The organism is Pandoraea sp., from assembly GCF_004297875.1.
Classification (GTDB): Bacteria; Pseudomonadota; Gammaproteobacteria; order Burkholderiales; family Burkholderiaceae; genus Pandoraea.
On sequence record NZ_SCSK01000053.1, the window covers coordinates 14,206 to 33,542 of the forward strand.

At 63.9% G+C, this 19,337-nt stretch carries 17 protein-coding genes; 6 read left to right on the top strand and 11 right to left on the bottom strand.

What is annotated here, in order from left to right; translation table 11 throughout:
- Nucleotides 1–41: 41 nt before the first annotated feature.
- From EPN80_RS16040 to EPN80_RS16050, 3 genes are all read right to left on the bottom strand, one after another.
- A complete protein-coding gene (locus tag EPN80_RS16040) occupies nt 42–1,643 on the bottom strand; it encodes a benzoate-CoA ligase family protein (protein ID WP_293029436.1) in 1,602 nt (533 codons plus the stop codon).
- Nucleotides 1,644–1,738: 95 nt separating this feature from the next.
- The gene (locus EPN80_RS16045; RefSeq protein ID WP_293029439.1) at nt 1,739–3,322 is read right to left on the bottom strand and encodes a 3,4-dehydroadipyl-CoA semialdehyde dehydrogenase; all 1,584 of its coding nucleotides are present in this window, start codon (nt 3,320–3,322) and stop codon (nt 1,739–1,741) included.
- A gap of 74 nt (nt 3,323–3,396) precedes the next feature.
- On the bottom strand, nt 3,397–3,870 hold the full coding sequence (locus EPN80_RS16050; RefSeq protein WP_293029441.1) for a DUF4863 family protein: 474 nt from the start codon (nt 3,868–3,870) through the stop codon (nt 3,397–3,399).
- 171 nt (nt 3,871–4,041) lie between these two features.
- Here EPN80_RS16050 and EPN80_RS16055 point away from each other — a divergent pair, with 171 nt between their 5' ends.
- The 4 genes from EPN80_RS16055 to boxA all read left to right on the top strand — a co-directional run bounded on the left by EPN80_RS16055 (nt 4,042) and on the right by boxA (nt 9,549).
- Nucleotides 4,042–4,971 carry a helix-turn-helix transcriptional regulator gene (locus EPN80_RS16055; RefSeq protein ID WP_293029565.1) on the top strand — a complete coding sequence of 310 codons (930 nt, stop codon included), beginning with the start codon at nt 4,042–4,044 and terminating at the stop codon, nt 4,969–4,971.
- 119 nt (nt 4,972–5,090) lie between these two features.
- Nucleotides 5,091–6,749 (top strand): 2,3-epoxybenzoyl-CoA dihydrolase, encoded by a 1,659-nt coding sequence (gene boxC / locus EPN80_RS16060; protein WP_293029444.1) that lies wholly within the window; start codon nt 5,091–5,093, stop codon nt 6,747–6,749.
- A gap of 83 nt (nt 6,750–6,832) precedes the next feature.
- Nucleotides 6,833–8,260, top strand: coding sequence for a benzoyl-CoA 2,3-epoxidase subunit BoxB (gene boxB / locus EPN80_RS16065; protein WP_293029447.1), 1,428 nt, complete (start codon nt 6,833–6,835; stop codon nt 8,258–8,260).
- Nucleotides 8,261–8,298: 38 nt separating this feature from the next.
- Complete coding sequence (boxA, locus tag EPN80_RS16070) at nt 8,299–9,549, top strand: benzoyl-CoA 2,3-epoxidase subunit BoxA (RefSeq protein WP_293029449.1); 1,251 nt, start codon at nt 8,299–8,301, stop codon at nt 9,547–9,549.
- Nucleotides 9,550–9,561: 12 nt separating this feature from the next.
- On the opposite strand, the gene EPN80_RS16075 is transcribed toward boxA, so the two are convergent.
- The 3 genes from EPN80_RS16075 to EPN80_RS16085 form a co-directional block, all read right to left on the bottom strand.
- Nucleotides 9,562–10,077, bottom strand: coding sequence for a hypothetical protein (locus EPN80_RS16075; protein WP_293029452.1), 516 nt, complete (start codon nt 10,075–10,077; stop codon nt 9,562–9,564).
- A gap of 66 nt (nt 10,078–10,143) precedes the next feature.
- Nucleotides 10,144–11,595: a DHA2 family efflux MFS transporter permease subunit gene (locus tag EPN80_RS16080; RefSeq protein WP_293029455.1), complete on the bottom strand. Its 1,452-nt coding sequence runs from the start codon at nt 11,593–11,595 to the stop codon at nt 10,144–10,146.
- Nucleotides 11,596–11,633: 38 nt separating this feature from the next.
- Nucleotides 11,634–12,068, bottom strand: coding sequence for a VOC family protein (locus EPN80_RS16085; RefSeq protein ID WP_293029458.1), 435 nt, complete (start codon nt 12,066–12,068; stop codon nt 11,634–11,636).
- 128 nt (nt 12,069–12,196) lie between these two features.
- Between EPN80_RS16085 and EPN80_RS16090 the strand changes: the two genes are divergently transcribed.
- Nucleotides 12,197–12,841 (top strand): TetR/AcrR family transcriptional regulator, encoded by a 645-nt coding sequence (locus EPN80_RS16090; protein WP_293029461.1) that lies wholly within the window; start codon nt 12,197–12,199, stop codon nt 12,839–12,841.
- Nucleotides 12,842–12,889: 48 nt separating this feature from the next.
- Here EPN80_RS16090 and EPN80_RS16095 read toward each other — a convergent pair whose 3' ends face one another.
- From EPN80_RS16095 to EPN80_RS16115, 5 genes are all read right to left on the bottom strand, one after another.
- Nucleotides 12,890–13,318, bottom strand: coding sequence for a heme-binding protein (locus EPN80_RS16095; RefSeq protein WP_293029464.1), 429 nt, complete (start codon nt 13,316–13,318; stop codon nt 12,890–12,892).
- Nucleotides 13,319–13,435: 117 nt separating this feature from the next.
- Complete coding sequence (locus tag EPN80_RS16100; protein WP_293029467.1) at nt 13,436–14,407, bottom strand: GTP-binding protein; 972 nt, start codon at nt 14,405–14,407, stop codon at nt 13,436–13,438.
- Complete coding sequence (locus EPN80_RS16105) at nt 14,400–16,049, bottom strand: amidohydrolase (protein ID WP_293029470.1); 1,650 nt, start codon at nt 16,047–16,049, stop codon at nt 14,400–14,402. The genes EPN80_RS16100 and EPN80_RS16105 overlap by 8 nt, the downstream gene beginning before the upstream one ends.
- Before the next feature lie 48 nt (nt 16,050–16,097).
- On the bottom strand, nt 16,098–17,486 hold the full coding sequence (locus EPN80_RS16110; protein ID WP_293029473.1) for a sodium:solute symporter family protein: 1,389 nt from the start codon (nt 17,484–17,486) through the stop codon (nt 16,098–16,100).
- Nucleotides 17,487–17,504: 18 nt separating this feature from the next.
- Nucleotides 17,505–17,714 carry a DUF3311 domain-containing protein gene (locus EPN80_RS16115; protein ID WP_293029476.1) on the bottom strand — a complete coding sequence of 70 codons (210 nt, stop codon included), beginning with the start codon at nt 17,712–17,714 and terminating at the stop codon, nt 17,505–17,507.
- A gap of 429 nt (nt 17,715–18,143) precedes the next feature.
- Here EPN80_RS16115 and EPN80_RS16120 point away from each other — a divergent pair, with 429 nt between their 5' ends.
- Nucleotides 18,144–19,160, top strand: coding sequence for a M23 family metallopeptidase (locus EPN80_RS16120; protein WP_293029479.1), 1,017 nt, complete (start codon nt 18,144–18,146; stop codon nt 19,158–19,160).
- The last annotated feature ends 177 nt before the right edge of the window (nt 19,161–19,337 follow it).

Genomic DNA, 19,337 nt, shown 5'->3' on the forward strand with positions numbered 1-19,337 from the left:
CCCGGACGGTGGGGGCACAATGGATCGCGAAGCGTTGGCGCTCATAACAACTCCCTCAATTTGAAGCGCTGTATTTTACCGGTGGCGGTCTTTGGCAGATCGTCGACGAAAACGATCTCGCGCGGATACTTGTGCGGCGCCAGGCGTGTCTTGACGAAGGCCTTCAGGTCCGCCGCCAACGTCTCGGAGCCGGTGAAGCCTCGCCTGAGCACCACGAAGGCGCGCGTTTTGACCAGCCCGTCGTGCGTGACGCCGGCCACGGCCGCTTCGAACACGCATTCGTGCTGGGTGAGCACCATTTCGACTTCGATGGGCGACACGTACTGGCCGCTGACTTTGAGCATGTCGTCGCTGCGCCCGGCATAGACGTAGCAGCCGTTGGCGTCGCGCCGATACTTGTCGCCACTCCTGAGCCACTCGCCGAGAAACGTTGCGCGCGATTTTTCGCGGTTGGTCCAGTACATCAGCGCGGCACTCGGCCCCTTGATGTAGAGGTCGCCGATCTCGCCGTCGGGTACCGGATGGCCGGCTTCGTCGCGCAACTCGACCTCGTAGCCCGGCACGGGCTTGCCAGTGGTCCCGTAATGAATGTCGCCCGGCCGGTTCGACAAAAAGATGTGCAGCATCTCGGTCGAGCCGATGCCATCCAGGATGTCGCAGCCAAAGTGCGCGCGGAAGTGCTCGCCAATCTCGCGTGGCAGCGCTTCGCCCGCGGAGGTGCACACGCGCAGGGCGACCTGCTCGCGCGCCGGCAGGTGCGGCGAGGCGAGCATGTTGGCGTACAGCGTGGGCACGCCGTAAAAAATCGTGGGGCGGTCTCGCGTGAGGCGCTCGAATACCGCCTCGGCGGTTGGGCGCCCGGCCATCAGCACGACGCTCGCGCCGACCGACAGCGGAAACGTCAGGCCGTTGCCCAGTCCGTAAGCAAAGAAGAGCTTGGCCGCCGAGAAGACCACGTCGTTTTCAGTGATGCCCAGCAGTGGCTTGGCATAAAGCTCGGCTGTCCAGTACAGGTTGGCATGCGTGTGTACCGTGCCCTTGGGCCTGCCCGTCGAGCCCGACGAATACAACCAGAATGCGATGTCGTCGGCGCTGGTGTCGACGGCCTGGGCTACCGGCGTGGCCGCGGCGATCAGCTCGCTGAACACCGGCACGGTGGCCGGCATCGCGATCGATGGCTCGGCCACGATCAGCCGGCAGTCGGCTTGCCCGCTTTGCGCCAGTGCCTGCTGCACGGTGTCCAGCAGCGGGCCGGAGACGATCGCCGCGCGCGCATGGCAATGGCCGAGCATATAGGCATAGTCGGCCGCGCCCAGCAGCGTGTTGACGACCACCGGCACGATGCCGGCGTATAGCGCGCCGAGAAACGCGACCGGCAATTCGACGGTGTCCTGCATCACCAGCAGCACGCGCTCTTCGGGGTGAATGCCCAGAGCGCGCAGGGCGCCGGCGCAACGCCGCATACGTTCGGCCAGTTCGCCGTAGCTGAGCACGCTCGTATCGTCGATATAGGCCGGCTTGGCGGCACGTGCGACATTGAGCGCTTCCACGTGCGCAGCGAAATTGAATTGTGGCGGCGGCGGCTCGCACGGCGGATGCTGCGGCTCGCCCGAGGCAATCGGGGATGGCGTCTGGACTTCCATACTTCCTCCTGTGGAAATGCGAGGCGGCGCTATTGAATAGCGTTTTGTTGCGCCGTCCGAATCGTGCTGAATGGGTTTTGCCGGCTTAAACGGTATTACGGGGCGTACGCTGCGGCGGTCTCGGCCGTGGCCGCGACGGTAGCGCTCGGACCCTGGATTGCCGTGCGCCTGTGATAGAACGCCAGGGCGCGCAACCCGCCGAGCTCCTCGCCACCGCCGGCACGGCCGGGGCCGCCGTGCAGCGACATCGGCATCACATTGCCGTGACCCGTCTGGCTTTGGGCGACCGACGGCGAGACGGTATGCACGCGCCCGTGGGTGCCGGCCAACTCGAGCGCGATGCGCGTCAGGCGTGTTTCATCATTCGAGAACACCGACGCGACCAGCGAGCCTTGCCCGCGCCGGGCCAGCGAGACGGCATGGCGCTCGTCGCCGATCGCCGCATCGTAAGGCGCGAGTGTCGCGACCGGACCGAACACTTCAACATCGTGCAAATGCGCAGCCTGCTCCGGATGCCGCTGCACGAACAGATGCGGCGCGAGGCACGCGGCAAGTGCCGGGTCGGTGTCGACCAGCGGCACTTGGGCGCCATCGAACGCCAGTTCCGCCTCCTGGGCCAGCAGCGCGATACCCTCGCGCACGCTGTCGTACTGAGCGCGACTGACCAGCGCGCCCATGCGCACGCTGTCGTTGCGCGGATTGCCCACCGTGATTTTGGCCAGCCGGGCGCACAGCGCCTCGGCGGCCGCATCCAGATGCTGCGCGGGCACGAAAGCACGGCGGATCGCGGTGCATTTCTGACCCGACTTGACGGTCATCTCGCGCACCACTTCCTTGACGAACAAATCGAAGGCCTCGGTGCCGGGAGTCGCGTCGGCGGCCAGAATCGCACTGTTCAGACTGTCCGCCTCGACGTTCAGGCGCGCGCCGCGTTGCACGAATGCCGGATGCGCGCGCAACTGCGCCGCGGTCTGCGCCGAGCCGGTGAACGACACGACGTCGAAGGCCTCGATCCGGTCGAGCAGTCCGGCGGCGCTGCCGCAAATCACCGAGAGAGCGCCCGGCGGCAGAATGCCGGCATCGACCACGTCGGCCACCATGCGCTGCGTGAGCCAGGCCGTGGCGGTGGCTGGCTTGACGATGACCGGTACACCGGACAGCAGCGCCGGCGCTGCTTTTTCCCACAACCCCCAGGACGGGAAGTTGAACGCATTGATGAACAGTGCGAGGCCATGCGTGGGCGTGAGGACGTGCCGCGTGTTAAACGATTGGTCTTTGCTCAGACTGACCGGCGCGCCGTCGCTCAGCACCTGCGCGTCGCCCAGCGTTGCACCAAGCTTGGCGTAGTGCGACAGCGTGAAAATGCCGCCGTCGATGTCGACCGCGGAGTCGTTGCGGGTGGTGCCCGAGTTGGCCAGCGCAATCGCGTAGTAGTCGTCGCGCTTGCTTTGCAGCAGTTTGACCACCTCGCCCAGCAGCGCGGCACGCGCGCCATAGCTCAGTGCGCGCAGCGCGGCTGCGCCCTCGTCGCGGGCAAAGCGAAACGCCGCGTCGAGATCGAGCCCGTCGCTGGACACGCGCACCAGTGCCTCGCCGGTGACCGGATCGGTCAGCAGGGTGCCGTCGCCGCGCCCGGCGACCCAACGGCCTGCGACGTAGTTTTTCAATAACTCTGTCATGGGGATGAAATCTCTCTAAAGGGGGAAACGACGAGCTCGCCTCGTCGATTTGCACCGTGGCTGCCGGCGGCGTGCTATGCGGCGGTTTTGGAAAACTCGATGGCGCCGCCGGGCAACAGGTACAGCACCAGCGCCTGGCCGTTGGCGACCGTGGGGCGGTGGGCGCTGCCCGGTTCATAGACGCACCAGCCGGCGGGATGGCCGTCGAAGGTGGCGCCTTCGGTCAGGGGCATGATCAGGTCGATCTCGCCGTTCGGGTGTACATGGTGCGGCCCTGCAATGTTTTGCATGTCGACGACATCGACTGAAAATCCATGCGTTTCCGGCAGTGCCTTGAAAATGCGGCCATATTTGATGCCACCGCCTTCCCGGTTGCATAGCCAACCGTCCGCCACACCGCTCCGGCATGCGTGCGCCAACGCCCGGTAGGCGAGGCTGTCGGCGCCATATTCGCGATTGAGCCAGGCGGCCAGGGCGCCATCGAGCGGGCGTCCTGCCAGACGCGCGGTCACGCCGGCAATCAATTGCTGGAATTCGTTGGGGGACATGGCACGTCTCCTTGTATCATCGTGCGAACGGATGCGGCACGGGCGGCGGGTACGCGAGGGAACGCGGCGCCCACGCCGTTGTATTTTTGCCGGGGTGCGATGAAAATTAGCACGCGACAAAACCCGAGTCAAGCACTATATTACATAAAATCAAGCAATGGAATTGAGATGATGAAGCAAAGTGCTGCAATGCAACCCCTGGAAGCCGTGCCGGAGTCCGACCACGAGAAGGAAGCGCCGCGCGATCCGTTCCTGAGCGCCATGGGCGAAAGGGTAAGGCTGCTGCGCGCGCGCCGCGGCTTGACGCGCAAGGCGCTGGCGCACGAGGCGGCGGTCTCCGAGCGGCATCTGGCCAACCTCGAGTCCGGCACCGGCAATGCCTCGGTCCTGTTCCTGCGGCAATTGACGCACGCACTGAACTGCACGCTGGCGGAATTGATCGGCGACGAAACCACCACCTCGGCCGAATGGCTGCTGATCCGCGAGTTGCTGCACGGGCGGGACGCCGACTCGCTCAAGCGGGCCCGGCAAGCGCTGGCGGAACTGTTCGCGCAGGCGCCGCCCGACCCGAACCGGCGACATCGCATTGCGTTGATCGGCCTGCGCGGCGCCGGCAAGTCGACGCTGGGGCGCATGCTGGCCGACGACCTGAAGCTGCCGTTCGTCGAGCTCAATCGGGTGATCGAACAGCTGGCCGGCTGCCCGCCGTCGGAAATTCACGCGTTGTATGGCGCGAATGCCTACCGGCGCTACGAGCAGCGCGCGCTCGAAGCCGTGATCAACGAGCACGAGCGGGCCGTGATCGCCTCGCCGGGCGGCCTGGTGTCGGAAGCCACCACCTTCAATCAACTGCTCGCGCACTGCTATACGGTTTGGCTGCAGGCGTCGCCCGAGGAGCACATGCGACGCGTGATCGCACAGGGAGATCTGCGGCCGATGTCGGGCAACAAGGAAGCAATGGACGACCTGAAGCGGATTCTGGCGGGCCGCGCGGAGTTCTACGCCAAAGCCGATATGACGTTCGACACCAGCGGCAAGACGCTGGCCGACAGCTATCTGCAGTTGCGCGAGCGTCTGGCGGTGCGTCTGACGTCCGAATAGGGTGCCGGTGGCGGGGGTGGCGGTGCCTTTGCAGTAAAATGCATTAAAGTGCTTGACTCGTGAAATTTGCTGCACTATGATTCCTGTAACCCGCCAGTCGCGTATTTCAGGAGACAAGCATGTCAGGCATCCCCCCGGTCGATTACCGCACCGATCCTACCCAGTACAAGCATTGGAAATTGTCATTCGACGGCGCTGTTGCCACGCTGGGCATCGATATCGCCGAAGATGGCGGCATTCGCGAAGGCTATAAGCTCAAGCTCAATTCCTACGATCTGGGCGTCGACATCGAACTGCACGACGCCATTCAGCGCATCCGCTTCGAGCACCCCGAAGTCAAGACGGTAGTCATCACCAGCCTGAAGGATCGCGTGTTCTGCTCGGGCGCGAATATTTTCATGCTCGGCTTGTCGGCTCATGCGTGGAAAGTCAACTTCTGCAAATTCACTAACGAGACGCGCAACGGCCTGGAAGACTCGTCGCGCCACTCCGGGCTCAAGTTTCTGGCGGCCGTCAATGGCGCCTGCGCGGGCGGCGGCTATGAGCTGGCGATGGCCTGCGATGAAATTTATCTGGTCGACGACCGCTCGTCGTCGGTGGCGCTGCCCGAAGTACCGCTGCTGGGCGTGCTGCCGGGCACCGGCGGCCTAACCCGCTTGACCGACAAGCGTCGCGTGCGCCACGATCGCGCCGATATTTTCTGCACCATCGTCGAAGGCGTGCGCGGCGAGCGCGCCAAGGCCTGGCGGCTGGTCGACGAAGTGGTCAAGCCGAATCAATTCCAGCAAAGCGTTCAGGCCCGCGCCCTGGAGCTGGCCGCGCAAAGCGACCGGCCTGACAGCGCGCAGGGCGTGACGTTGCCGCGCCTGGAACGCACAGTCCGCGAAGACGGCCTGTTCTATGAGTACGTTTCGGTCGCGATCGATCGCGCCAAGCGCACCGCGACCTTCACCGTCAAGGCCCCGGCCGACACGCCAGCGACGCAAATCGAAGCGATCTTGGCAGCCGGCGCGCGCTGGTGGCCGCTGCAGTTCGCGCGCGAGCTGGACGATGCGATTCTCTCGATGCGCACCAACGAACTCGATATCGGCACCTGGATCTTCAAGGCCGAGGGCGAGGCGAAAAACATTCTGGCGGTCGATGCGGCGCTGCTGGCGCACGGCGATCATTGGTTCGTGCGCGAGACCATCGGCATGCTGCGCCGCACGCTGGCGCGCATCGACGTGTCGTCGCGCTCGCTGTTCACGCTGATCGAGCCCGGTTCCTGCTTCGCCGGGACCTTTGCGGAGTTCGCTTTTGCCGCTGACCGCACCTACATGGCCGCGCTGCCCAGCAACGAAGAGGAAGAACCGGCCATCACGCTCTCGGAAGTCAACTTCGGCCTGTATCCGATGGTCACGCGCCAGTCGCGTCTGGCGCGCCGCTTCTACGACGAAGCAGCACCGCTGGAAGCTGTGCGTGCCAGGATCGGCGTGCCGGTCAAGCCAGTCGAAGCCGAGCAATTGGGGCTGGTGACCGCCGCGCCGGACGATATCGACTGGGCCGATGAAATTCGCATTGCCCTCGAAGAGCGCGCGGCGATGTCACCCGATGCGCTGACCGGACTGGAAGCCAATTTGCGTTTCAATGGCCCGGAAACGATGGAAACGCGCATCTTCGGGCGGCTCTCGGCATGGCAGAACTGGATCTTCAACCGGCCCAACGCGGTCGGCGAGCGCGGTGCCCTCAAGGTGTACGGCAAGGGCAGCAAGGCTCAGTTCGACATCTCGCGCGTTTAACCCGATTCATATCAAGCGGCGGCCGGTGCGCATCTGCGCCGGTCGCTGGAGACAATGCAGCGCCTTTGCACAGGAACCGAAACATGTCTTCGATCAACTACAGCGAAAAGATCCCGAACAACGTCAATCTGGCCGACGACCGCACGCTGCAGCGCGCGCTCGAACAGTGGCAGCCGAATTTTCTGTCGTGGTGGGGTGATATGGGCCCGGAGGGCTCGCACGGCTATGACGTGTATCTGCGCACGGCAGTCAGCGTCGACGCCGGCGGCTGGGCACACTTCGATCACGTGAAGATGCCCGACTATCGCTGGGGCATCTTCCTGACCCCTGGCCAGGAAGACCGCAAGATTCACTTCGGCGAACACAAGGGCGAGGCGGCATGGCAGGAAGTGCCGGGCGAGCATCGCGCCAACCTGCGCCGCATCATCGTCACGCAGGGCGACACCGAGCCGGCGTCGGTCGAGCAGCAGCGTCACCTGGGGCTGACCGCGCCGTCGATGTACGACCTGCGCAACCTGTTTCAAGTCAATGTGGAAGAAGGCCGGCATCTGTGGGCGATGGTGTATCTGCTGCATCGCTACTTCGGGCGCGACGGCCGCGAGGAAGCCGAGGCGCTGCTCGATCGGCGCTCGGGTGACGCCGACAATCCCCGTATTCTCGGTGCCTTCAACGAGAAAACGCCTGACTGGTTGTCGTTCTACATGTTCACTTACTTCACCGACCGCGATGGCAAGTTCCAGCTGTCGGCGCTCGCGGAATCGGGCTTCGATCCGCTGGCCCGCACCACGAAGTTCATGTTGACCGAAGAAGCGCATCATATGTTCGTCGGCGAATCGGGCGTCTCGCGTGTGATCCAGCGCACCGCGCAAGTGATGAACGAGCTCAAGACCGATGATGTGAACAAGATTCGTGCTGCGGGCGTGATCGACCTGGCCACCATCCAGCGCTACATCAACTTCCACTATTCGGTGACCATCGATCTGTTCGGCGCCGACCAGTCGTCGAACGCGGCGACTTTCTATAATTCGGGGTTGAAAGGCCGCTACGAGGAAGCCAAGCGTGACGACGATCACCAGTTGAACGGCCAGATGTACCGCTTGCTCGACGTGCAGGACGGCAAGCTGGTCGAGCGCGAAGTGCCGATGCTCAACGCCATGAACGAAGTGCTTCGCGACGACTACATCAAGGACTCCGTGGCCGGCGTCGGGCGCTGGAACAAGGTGCTGGAAAAGGCCGGCATCGATGTGCGCCTGACGGTGCCGCACAAGGCCTTCAACCGTCAGATCGGCACCTTCGCCGGCGTGCGCGTGTCGCCTGACGGGCGCGTGATCAGCGAGGCCGAATGGCAGGCTAACCAGGCCAGGTGGCTGCCCACGCCGGAGGACCGCGCCTATGTCGCGTCGCTGATGGGGCGGGTGATGGAACCCGGCAAGTTCGCCAACTGGATTGCGCCGCCGGCGATGGGCATCAATCGCCAGCCGGTGGATTTTGAATACGTCCGTTTCAACTAAGCGCGAACGTTGATTATCGGACGGTGGTGGAGACGACTATGAACGGCCCAGTTTCGATCGAAGTGCTCAAGCAACATTTGATCGATCCCGAAATCTGCATTCGCTGCAATACCTGCGAAGAAACTTGCCCGATCGATGCGATCACCCATGACGATAACAACTATGTCGTGCGGGCCGACGTCTGCAATGGCTGCATGGCGTGCATCTCGCCATGCCCGACCGGCGCGATCGACAACTGGCGCACGGTGCTGCGGGCCGAAGCCTATAGTATCGACGAGCAACTCACCTGGGACGTGCTGCCGGCGCAAGGCACCACCGCCGCCGACGCGCTGCGCGCCGGGCAGGCGGGGGGCAACGATGCCGGCGCGGGCGCGGCGGCCGAACCGGCCGGCATCGAGGTCGACACGGTGCGCGGATCGACCGTGCCGCCGTGGTCGGCCGCCAAGCCGTACGTCAATCTCTACACGCACAAGGCACCGCTGCGCGCGACGGTAGTGGGCAATTACCGGCTCACCGAAGCCTCGACCGAGAGCGATATCCACCACATCGTGCTCGATTTCGGCACGACGCCGTTTCCGGTGCTCGAAGGACAGTCGCTCGGCATCCTGCCGCCGGGCACGGCGCCCGACGGGCGGGCGCACCATGCTCGCCAGTACTCGATCGCCAGTCCGCGCGATGGCGAGCGCAAGGGATACAACAACGTGTCACTGACGGTCAAGCGGGTGACGCAGGACTACCAGGGCAAGCGCGTCGACGGGGTGTGCTCGAACTATCTGTGCGATCTCAAAAAGGGCGACACGGTGGAGGTGATCGGGCCGTTCGGCAATACATTCCTGATGCCGAACCATGCGGACTCGCATTTGCTGATGATCTGTACCGGCACCGGGTCGGCGCCGATGCGCGCGATGACCGAGTACCGGCGGCGACGCCGGCTCAAGGGCGCAACCGGCAAACTGATGTTGTTCTTCGGCGCGCGCACGCAGGAAGAGCTGCCGTATTTCGGGCCGCTACTCAATTTGCCCAAGGATTTCATCGACACGAATTTCGCCTTCTCGCGCACGCCGGGGCAGCCCAAGCGATACGTGCAGGATGTCATGCGCGAGCGCGCGGCCGATGTCGCACAAATGCTGCGCGACGACAGCACCTACATTTACGTGTGCGGCCTCAAGGGCATGGAAGACGGCGTGCTGCAGGCGCTGCAGGCCATCGCCGATCAGCACGGCCTGGCCTGGGAGACCTTGTGGCCCAAGCTCAAGCGGGACGGCCGGCTGCATCTGGAGACCTACTGAAAATCTCGCGAATCAACGCGGCGGATTGAAGTCATCGGCGATCCAGGCGGCCGCCGTGGTGGCGTTGAGCTTGAAGCCGGGCGTCACGCGCACCTCGGCGAGCAGTTCATCGCCAGCGTCGCGTGCGCTCAAGCTGGCATAAGGATCGTCTTCGTCGGGCACGATGTCGAGCAGCACGGTAATGGTGCCGCCGGCAGTTGCAACGTCGATGCGCTTGTGCAGCGTCGCCTGCCAATGCTGCTCGTGCCGGCGCAATACCTCCGAGGCGGTTTTCACCAAGGTGCGAAACGCCGCGCCGTCCAGCGGCTTGGGGTTCTTCTTGTCGCGTCCCATGGTCCATGGGCCGACCAGCGCAGGTTCGGCCTCGCCGTCCTTATACATCGCGACCGCCCAGCCCTCGTCGTCTTCATTCTTGATGACCTGCGCGGTCCAGCCATCCTGGCGCCAGCGTCGCGGGGCCTGTATCAGCGCGGTGTCGTCGGCAGCGGATTGGTCGGGTAGATGCGATAGCGAAACGGATTCGGTCATGGCCAGGCGGGTTCCAGGAGGTATTGCGCAGGACAGCAATTCTAACCCGTCGCGCGAGGCGGCCCGCTAGGAGCCCGCGGCATCGGATGACAACATCGCGCCGTCCCCACCGGGCTCCCGCACCCTAAGCAACAAAGCCCCGATCAGGGCGGCCGCGACTGCGGAGATCGCGCCCGACATGAAGGCGGCGTGATAGCCGGCATTGAGAGCCGCGAGGGAATTCGCACCGGCGGCCTGCATGCCGCTCGAAACGGCCGCAGCCAGACTGGCGAGAATCGCCAGGCCAAGCGCGCCGCCCATCATGAACGACGTGTTGACCACGCCCGAAGCCAGGCCGGAGTCGCTCGGCGCTACCTCACTCATGGCCGCCAGCAGCACCGGGTTGAAGGCGATCCCCGCACCGAGCCCCAGCAGCAGCATGCCGGGCAGCACGTCGGCCAGGAACTGGCCGTGGATGGGGGCGAGGGAAAAAAGCAACAGGCCGGCGGAGGCCATCAGCAGTCCGGCGACCAGCGGCCACTTGATGCCGAGGCGCATCACCAGTCTGGCCGACAGGCCCAACGAAAAAGCCGCCATGATCAAATTGGCCGGCAAAAACGCCAGGCCGACCTGCAGCGGACTGTAGCCAAGCACCAACTGCAGATACAGCGCTGAGATGAAAAACCACGCGAACATCGCCGCGGCCCACAGGACGCCGACGACGTTGGCAATCGTGACGTTGCGCACGCGAAACAGGCCCAGCGGCACCAGCGGGTGGCGCACGCGCGCCTCGATGCCGATAAACAGCGCGAAGCACAGCACCGCGACCACCAGCAGTCCCAGCGTGCGCAACGATCCCCAGCCGGCTGCGTTGCCGTTGACGATCGCATAAACCGCCAGAATCAACGATATCGTCACGGTAAGCGCGCCGGCGACATCGAGGCGACCCGCCTCGGCTTTGGCGTGGCGGGCGGGCAGCAGCGCGCGGCACAGGAGAAAGACCGCGATGCCGATCGGCAGGTTGACCAGGAAAATCCAATGCCAGCTCAACGATGCGGTAAGCACGCCGCCGAGCAGTACGCCGATGCTGCCGCCGCCGGCGCACACGAAGCCATAGACCCCCATCGCCCGGGCGCGCTCGGCCGGCTCGACGAACAAATTCATGATCAGCGACAGCGCGAGGGCCGATACCACCGCGCCGCCGAAGCCCTGCACGGTGCGCGCGGCGATCAGCAGCGACTGCGAAGTCGATAGTCCGCAAGCCAGCGATGCGGCCGTGAAGCAGGCGATGCCAGCGAGGAACAGGCGGCGGTGTCCGAACAGGTCGCCCAGCCGGCCGCCCAGCAGCAGGAAGCCGCCGAAGGTCAGCATATAGGCGTTGACGACCCACACCAGCGACGTCTCGGAAAAGCCGAGATCGGCTCGTATCGAGGGCAGGGCGACATTGACGATGGTCGTATCGAGCACGATCATCAGTACGCCCAGGCACAGCACCAGCAGGGCCAGCCAGCGCGTGCGCTCGTCGTCAGCGTGGGTCATGCAGGTTACTCCTCCAGGTTTGCAAATCGGTGATCGGCCTACTCGTGCCCGGGAACGATCACCATCCAAGATACACCGAAGCGGTCGGTCACCATGCCGAAGCAAGGCGAGAAGAACGTTTTGTCCAGCGGCATCAGCACTTGGCCGCCGTCGGCCAGCGCATTGAAACGTCGCCGGGCGTCGTCTGGGTCGGTCAGCGTCAGCGACAGCGATACGCCGCGAAACTCCGGCTTGCCGCCGAAGGTCATGCCACCGGAGGCGCCGTCGGACGCGTGCAGCAGCGTCTCGCCCACGCGCATCGTGACGTGCATGACTTTCTCTTCCGCGCCGGCCGGCGCGCATTGGCCTTGCACGTCGGGTGGGGCGTCCTTCATGCGCATGAGCATGGTCACCTCAGCCCCCAGCGCGGTGCGGTAAAACTCGATCGCTTCGTCACAACGTCCGTCGAAAAACAGGTACGGGAAAATCTGCATGGTGACTCCTTTCAGGTAGGTGGCGCTAACGCCGTGGGTCAAGCGGTTTGGCCGCGCTTGATGAAAAGTTGTGTACACTGTCCACAAAAGATAGCAGATAAAATGTACGCCGTCCACAAGGAGCTGAAATGTCGAATCTGGAAGCGAAGCATCCCGCGCGGAACACCTACCGGCATGGAAATTTGCGCCAGGCGCTGCTCGAGGCCGGCTTGCAGCTGGCGCGCGACGGCGGCCCCGGGGCGGTCGTGTTGCGCGAGGCAACGCGGCGTGCCGGCGTGGTGCCCAACGCGGCCTATCGGCATTTCGCCAACAAGCAGGATCTGCTGCAGGCGGTCAGGGCCGCGTCGCTCTCGGCGCTGGCGATCGCCATGGAGGAGGAACTGGACAAGGTGGAGGCGCCGCCTCGCTCGCCGGAATACGCCCGCGCGAGTCTTGCGGCCATCGGCGCCGGGTACCTGCGCTTCGCCAGAACGGAGACCGGGCTGTTCCGCACGGCCTTTTCCATGCCAGACGAGGTCGAGAACGACGTCGATCCGGCCAAGGCCGGCAACAGTGGGCTGAATCCGTTTCAGTTGCTGAGTGCCGCGCTGGATCGGCTGGTGATCGCCGGCGTGCTGCCGCCCGAGCGGCGGCCCGGCGCCGAATACCTGGCGTGGTCGGCCGTGCACGGCCTGGCGCTGCTGGTGATCGACGGCCCCTTGCGGGCCCAGCCCGGCGAGCAGATCGATGCGATCGGACTGCGCCTGCTGGCGATGGTCGAGAAGGGGCTTTAACGAAGCGTTGCCGTTTTGGCAAGCGCCGGCGATGCCGGCGCGCAGGGCTCAGAGTGTGATGTTCAGGCCGTGCGCATCGGCGAGCGCCTTGATGCCGGCCCGTGCCACCTGCGCGTCCTGGTCGGAGCGCACACCCGACACGCCGACCGCGCCGATGCATTGGCCGTCGACGAGAATCGGCACGCCGCCCTCGAGCACCACCAACTCGGGCACCGACAGGAAAGCGGTGCGACCGCCTTTGACGACTTCCTCGTAGAACTTGCTTTCCTTGCGCGAGATGGCCGCGGTATTGGCCTTGCCCACGGCGATTTTCGCCGACAGCGGCGCCGCGCCATCCAGGCGCAGGAAGCCGAGCAGTTGGGCGCCGTTGTCGACCACCGCGATCGAGACGTTCCATTGTTGCGCGAGCGCCTCGGCTTGCGCGGCGTCGAGAATCTTCCGCACGTCGGCGGCTTCTAGCGTGGGAATCTGTTTCATGCTGTCTATCTATCCTAGGAAGCGGCGGGCACGATCAAATTCGCGCCCGCCCAGTGATCCGGGTAATTCAATCAGCCCAAAGGCCCCCACGAGGATACCTAAAAATGCGACAGCGCGTCAGCCGCCACTCACGGCTTCGACTGCGCCAAGCCGCGCGGTGACGGCCGATTCGATGTCGTCGTCGAAGCAGCCGATGAATACCAGCACCGAGTCGGCTGGAGCCGGGCCGCCGAAAGGCGCAATGCGCACACGGCCGCCGACCACGTGCAAGGCCTGGGGTATCGCCTCGCCGGCGAGTCGGACGATGCCTTTGGCACGCAGCAACGGCGCCGGAAAGTCGCGGAAGAATTGTTTGAGTCGTGCCTTGTCGAGCGGCTCGCCCAAGCGGCACGAGAAACTGCTGATGCCCGCGTGCGGCTGGTCCGGCCGCGCAGCACGCAGGCGTTCCGAATGGTGGTGCGGCGCGCGCGGCATGACCTCGGTATCGAAGAACAGCGCCAGCGGCACCGCCCCGTGTGCGGCCTCGAACTGCAACGCGGTGGGGGCAATCGATCGGAGGGTGCGCTGCGCGGCCGCCTTTTGGGATGCCCCGACGCGATCGGTTTTGGTCAGTACCAAAGCCGTCGCGCCAGCGATCTGGCGCGTCGCGATATCGCCCACCAACGCATCGCCCAGGGTGGCCTCGAGCCGCTCGGCGTCGACCGCAACGATGATGCCGTGCAGGCGAAACGCGGGATCGAGCATGCCGATCTGGGCCACCTTGGCCGGATCGGATACGCCGCTGGCTTCGATAAGCAGCAACTCGGGCCGCTCCGGCCGGGCGGCGATGGCTATCAGCGCGTCGGCCAGACGGCCGCCGATCGAGCAGCAGATGCAACCGTTTTCAAGTGCGATGACATCGCTGCTGCGCTCGCGGATCAGCGCCGCGTCGATGTTGATGTCGCCGAAATCGTTGACGAGCACCGCAATGCGTCGTCCGCCTGCATGGGCGAGCACATGGTTGAGCAGAGTCGTCTTGCCCGCTCCGAGATAACCGCCGATGACCGCCAGGACGATCGGCGGCGCGCCGGCAGGATGAACATCATTCATGTTCGGGGGATTGGAAAACGCGGCCCGCCAGCACCGTGCCCCATACGCGCACGTCTTTCAGGCGTTCGGCTGGGATCTCGGTCGGATCGTCGTCGAGCACGGCGAAATCGGCGAATTTTCCCACCTCGATACTGCCGATGAGGTGATCCATCTTGAGCGTATAGGCCGCGCCCAGCGTAATCGCGCGCAAGGCATCGGCCACCTCGACCCGCTCGCCGGGGCCCAGCACGCGGCCCGAAGCGGTCGTGCGCTGGACTGCGCACCATGCGGTGAACAGCGGGTTGAGCGGGGTAATCGGTGCATCCGAATGAAACGCGAACGGAATGCCCAGGCGCCGTGCCGTGCCCGCGGCGTTCATCCGGTTGGCGCGGTCCGGCCCCATGGTCTGGCTGTAGTGGGCGTCGCCCCAGTAGTAAATGTGATTGGAGAAGAAGTTGATGCACAGGCCCAATTGCGCGGCGCGCGCGAGCTGGCTCGGGCTGGCCATCTGGCAGTGCTGCAGCGTATGGCGGTGGTCGCGGCGCGGGTATTGGTCGAGAATCGTCTCTAGCGCGGCGAGCACGACCTCGGTGGCCTCGTCGCCATTGGTGTGAATGTGCAACTGCAGGCCGGCGCGATGATAGGGCGTAAACAACTCGACCAGCTGGCTCGGCGGAACCAGCCAAAGCCCGTTGGGCTGGCCACCGAAATAGCCAGGCCACAGCAGGCGGGCGGTGAAACCCTGAATCGAGCCGTCGACAATGAACTTGACCGGACCGAACCTCAATTTATCGGTGCTTTCGGGCATGGCCGCCAGCACTTTTTCGGCGCCTTCGCCGGGGCTGCGCTGCGGCGCGAAGGCCGGCACGATCCGCACCGGATAGTCGGGACTGGCGGTGACCTCTTGCAGGTTGCGATTGCCCAGCGACGACAGGTCGTTGACCAGGTCGGTCGCGGTCGTCACGCCAGCCAGTTGCGCGACTCTGCCGAAATTCCAGATCGCGCTCGGCTTCTCGCTGGCGGCAATCGACAACTGCTTGCCGATGACCCGATATACCGGGAACATCGCGGCGAACTCCTGCAACTCGCCGGTCGGCCGCCCCTGGGCATCCTTGTCGATGCCGTCGATATCAGTGTCTTCGTCGATGCCGGCCAGCGCGAGCATGGCCGAGTTGACGTTCATCAAGTGTACGCTGGCGTGCAATATCACGATCGGTCGCTGCGCCGCAACCGTGTCGAGTTCCTTGACCGACAGGCGCTGCGTGCCGAAGAAAATCGGATCGAAACCCCATGCCAACAGCGGCGCGGCCGGATCGGTCAGCGCCGCCTGCGCCGCGCGCAAACGTTCGATCACCTGCTCGAGGTCTTTCAAGCCGCGCCAGAGCTTGCCGTCCGGTCCGCGGCGATCGTAGTAACCGACGTACACGGCGTCCCACATGGCGCCTTCCATCAGATGGCAATGGCCTTCGACCAGACCGGGCATGAGCACCTTGTCGCGCAGCGTGTCGATGATGTCGGCCTCGCCCCATTGGCGCACGTCCTCGAGGCCGCCGACCGCCAGCACCTTGCCGTCGCGCACGGCCACGTGCGTCGCGAGCGGCTGGGCCGGGTTCATGGTCAGGATTTTCCTGGCGACATAAATGCTGATCTGACTGGATTGCATGCGACTCATCCCTGATTTTGCGAATTCAAAATACGTGCCCGTCAAGGCTCACGAGGCGGACTGCAACTGCGCGCGGCCGCCAGCCAGCAAGTTGGCCACCGAGGCGACCACGATATTCGCGACCAGGCACACCAGCCCCAGATTCACGCCGCCCAGATCGATGTGATGCAGATAGAGCGCGACCGCCATGATCTGGCCGGTCAGGATGCCCAACGCAATCGCCATGGGCTTCACCCGCAGGCCAAACAGAATCACCATCACGCCGGGGAAGAACTGCGTAATGCCATAGTAGGCTGTGTTGATCAGCGTGAGCATCAGCTTCGGCGTGAGCAGGGTCATCACGATCGATACTAGCAAGTAGATGACGATGACCACTTTCGCGCCGGCCTTTTGCTTGCTCTCAGGCATGCCCGGCAGCAGATTGCGGGTGACGATCGGGCCGATTGCCAGGCAGATGCCTGCCAGAACCAGCAAGCCCGAGAGCGATGCGCCGGCGGCCACCAGGCCTAGCAGCCAGCCCGGCAGCAGGCGGATTGCCGCGGCGAAGAACGCTTCATTGGGCGAGCCCAGGTGCAGGTTCTGGCTCAGCGCGTAATAGGACGCCAGCACCAGAAACGGGTACATCAACATATACAGCGGCATCGCCACCTGCGTGCGCCGGATCGTATTGGCGCTTTTGGCGGTGAAAAAATTCTGTATGCCGAACGGCATCATGTAAAAGCCGAGCGACTGGAACAGCATGGTGCTCATCGAGAAAGACAGCTGCCGCGAATTCATCTGATTGCTGAAATGCTGGCTGGCGGTATGGAACACATGAGTGACGCCGGTCTCCCACGAGACCGCCACGCCGGTGATCACAATTGCCAGCACCATCAATACGTCCTTGAGCACCGCGATGTAAGCCGAGGCCCGTACGCCCGAAATGGCGATATAGGTAAACGCCAGCGCCGCGGCGATCAGTATCAGGTACAACGGCTGGAAGTCCCACCCCAGTCCTTTGAGCGCGGCGACCAGGCCGGTGAACTGCAATTGCCCCCACGGCAATAGAAACAGAATGGCGGATGCCGCCACGACGATCTCCAGCACGCGGCTACGGTAGTGCCCCTTGAACAGATCGGGGAGCGTAATCGCATTAAAACGCTTGCCCGCTTCCCAGATTTTGGGGCCGATGAAATAGCCGATCGGGTAGGCGAGCAAAATGTAGCCGAGGAACCAGATGCCGTATGTGGGTCCTTTGGCATAGATGCCGCCGGGGAACCCGACCATCGTACCGATGCTGTAGATTTCACCGGCCGCGAGGAAGAACACCAAATAGGCGCCAAATTGGCGTGATGCGACAAAAAAGTCGTGCACGCTTTGCGCGCTGTGCCCCTTTTTCGATCGAACTGCCAAGTAAATTGAGAAAACGATGAAGCCAAGAAATACGATGGTCGACATGGCAATGCGCTCCTGGCTTTAGGTATTGTGCGGGTCGGCTTCGCTGACGGCGCCGTCGAACAGACGCCAGCACAGCAGGAGGCACCCGGAGGTCAAGACGAACCAGGCGAAAATCCACGCGTAGATAAACGGCACGCCGAGCACCGTCAGGTTGACCGACGAAACCCACGGCAATAGGCCTATCACGCCGATATAAGGAATGCCGATGCCAATAAAGAATTTGAGCATGCTGTCTCCGCTGGTTGTCAGGTTTTCTATATTTGTGTCTTGAGCGCAGTAGCGCTCGGGATGCCGGTTTTGGCGTGTCCCGCGCATGGGGTGCGCGGGGCAGGCGCTCGTTGGCGATCGTCTCGATCGATCGTCGCGGTGCCGCGATGCCGTGCCTGGCGGCACGTCGATGCGATCACTTGAGTATGCGCAAGCAAAAAAGGGCGGGATAGTACCAGTTGATGCGAGTCGATTGGTCCAATGGGCTAGCCGCGCGACAGTACGCATGCTATGATCGTTCGCGTTCATGCGGGCGAGCGGTTTGTCTTCATCGCCCGGTCTGTTTTACCTCAGTGTGTTTGCGAAGTCCCCCCGCGCGTCATATCCGCCTCGAAAATTGGCGTATCGGGAGAGCTTTTGCTGCCCGCTTGCCAATGTACGGATTTGTCGATGCCACTGCCGTCAAGCACAGCCCTGTCTCGCGCCCCATCGAAGCAACTCGTCTGCGTCCTGCTCGGATTGGCAGTCATCGCCGTGGCTCCCCGCGGCATCGAATATCTGTCGGGCCGCGCCGCGGCGCCCACCGACGACGCGCTCGATGCGAGCGGCGACGCGTCATCGGCGGCAAACGACGCCACGGTAGCGCCTTCGGCTTCGCCGCCTGCCCCTGCACCTTACGTCACGCGCTCGGTGACGATCGAACGCTCGTTCGATAGCGCCGCGCTCAAGGCTGGCGTCAGTCCTCAGGTGGCGGCCTCGCTGGTCAAGGCGTTTTCGTCCGAGATCGATTTCCGTCGCGACCTGCAAAAGGGCGACAGTTTCACTCTGGTGTTCAAGCGCAATGGAATCGATGGCGACGATGTCGCAGCCGATCGCAAGCCGGTCGCGGCAAAAATCGATCTCGGTTCGACGACGCACACCATCTACTGGTATCGCAAGCCAGGGGGGGAGGGAAGCTACTACACGCCCAATGGCAGCAGCACGCTGCCGGCGTTTTCGCGCTATCCGATCGCCTTCACGCGCGTATCGTCGCCATTCTCTCTCGCCCGTTTCGACCCGGTTCTCAAGCGCGTGCGCCCTCATGACGGCGTCGATCTGGCCGCCCCGGTCGGCACGCCGGTGCATGCAACCGCCACTGGCAGGGTCAAGTTCGTCGGTTGGCAACGCGGGTACGGCAAAGTCGTCATACTGAGTAATCCAAACGATTTCTCGACGCTGTTCGCTCATTTGTCCCGCTTCGCGCATGGCCTGCGCCGCGGCGAGGCAGTACAACGCGGGCAGGTCATCGGTTACGTGGGCGAAACCGGCTGGGCGACAGGGCCACATTTGCACTTTGAATTGCGCCGCGACAATGTGCCGGTGAATCCGCTGACTGCGCGCTTGCCAGTCGAGCACCGCCTCAAGGGCGCTGACAAGGAGCGCTTCGCAAGCCAGGCGCAGAAGCTGTCGTCGTTCCTGTCATCTTGATTCGCCGCGGCTGGCGGTGCGCCGCCGCCGCTGGCCAAGTCGCATGCATTCGTGCGATTCCTCAAAAATATCCTTCCCATCTCGTCAAGTACTTACATTTAATCGCCGCCAGCAAAAACGAATGTTAATTACCGTTAAATCGGTGCGGCTCAACCCTGTCGGATGTTTTCAATTCGA

What these genes read in the sequence shown, in the direction of transcription:
- EPN80_RS16115 (WP_293029476.1), bottom strand. Translation starts at nt 17,714, where the DNA reads ATGCTCAAATTCTTTATTGGCATCGGCATTCCTTATATCGGCGTGATA.
- EPN80_RS16105 (WP_293029470.1), bottom strand. Translation starts at nt 16,049, where the DNA reads ATGCAATCCAGTCAGATCAGCATTTATGTCGCCAGGAAAATCCTGACC.
- EPN80_RS16120 (WP_293029479.1), top strand. Translation starts at nt 18,144, where the DNA reads ATGCCACTGCCGTCAAGCACAGCCCTGTCTCGCGCCCCATCGAAGCAA.
- EPN80_RS16090 (WP_293029461.1), top strand. Translation starts at nt 12,197, where the DNA reads ATGTCGAATCTGGAAGCGAAGCATCCCGCGCGGAACACCTACCGGCAT.
- EPN80_RS16075 (WP_293029452.1), bottom strand. Translation starts at nt 10,077, where the DNA reads ATGACCGAATCCGTTTCGCTATCGCATCTACCCGACCAATCCGCTGCC.
- EPN80_RS16040 (WP_293029436.1), bottom strand. Translation starts at nt 1,643, where the DNA reads ATGGAAGTCCAGACGCCATCCCCGATTGCCTCGGGCGAGCCGCAGCAT.
- boxC (WP_293029444.1), top strand. Translation starts at nt 5,091, where the DNA reads ATGTCAGGCATCCCCCCGGTCGATTACCGCACCGATCCTACCCAGTAC.
- EPN80_RS16100 (WP_293029467.1), bottom strand. Translation starts at nt 14,407, where the DNA reads ATGAATGATGTTCATCCTGCCGGCGCGCCGCCGATCGTCCTGGCGGTC.
- EPN80_RS16080 (WP_293029455.1), bottom strand. Translation starts at nt 11,595, where the DNA reads ATGACCCACGCTGACGACGAGCGCACGCGCTGGCTGGCCCTGCTGGTG.
- EPN80_RS16045 (WP_293029439.1), bottom strand. Translation starts at nt 3,322, where the DNA reads ATGACAGAGTTATTGAAAAACTACGTCGCAGGCCGTTGGGTCGCCGGG.
- boxA (WP_293029449.1), top strand. Translation starts at nt 8,299, where the DNA reads ATGAACGGCCCAGTTTCGATCGAAGTGCTCAAGCAACATTTGATCGAT.
- boxB (WP_293029447.1), top strand. Translation starts at nt 6,833, where the DNA reads ATGTCTTCGATCAACTACAGCGAAAAGATCCCGAACAACGTCAATCTG.
- EPN80_RS16110 (WP_293029473.1), bottom strand. Translation starts at nt 17,486, where the DNA reads ATGTCGACCATCGTATTTCTTGGCTTCATCGTTTTCTCAATTTACTTG.
- EPN80_RS16095 (WP_293029464.1), bottom strand. Translation starts at nt 13,318, where the DNA reads ATGAAACAGATTCCCACGCTAGAAGCCGCCGACGTGCGGAAGATTCTC.
- EPN80_RS16085 (WP_293029458.1), bottom strand. Translation starts at nt 12,068, where the DNA reads ATGCAGATTTTCCCGTACCTGTTTTTCGACGGACGTTGTGACGAAGCG.
- EPN80_RS16055 (WP_293029565.1), top strand. Translation starts at nt 4,042, where the DNA reads ATGAAGCAAAGTGCTGCAATGCAACCCCTGGAAGCCGTGCCGGAGTCC.
- EPN80_RS16050 (WP_293029441.1), bottom strand. Translation starts at nt 3,870, where the DNA reads ATGTCCCCCAACGAATTCCAGCAATTGATTGCCGGCGTGACCGCGCGT.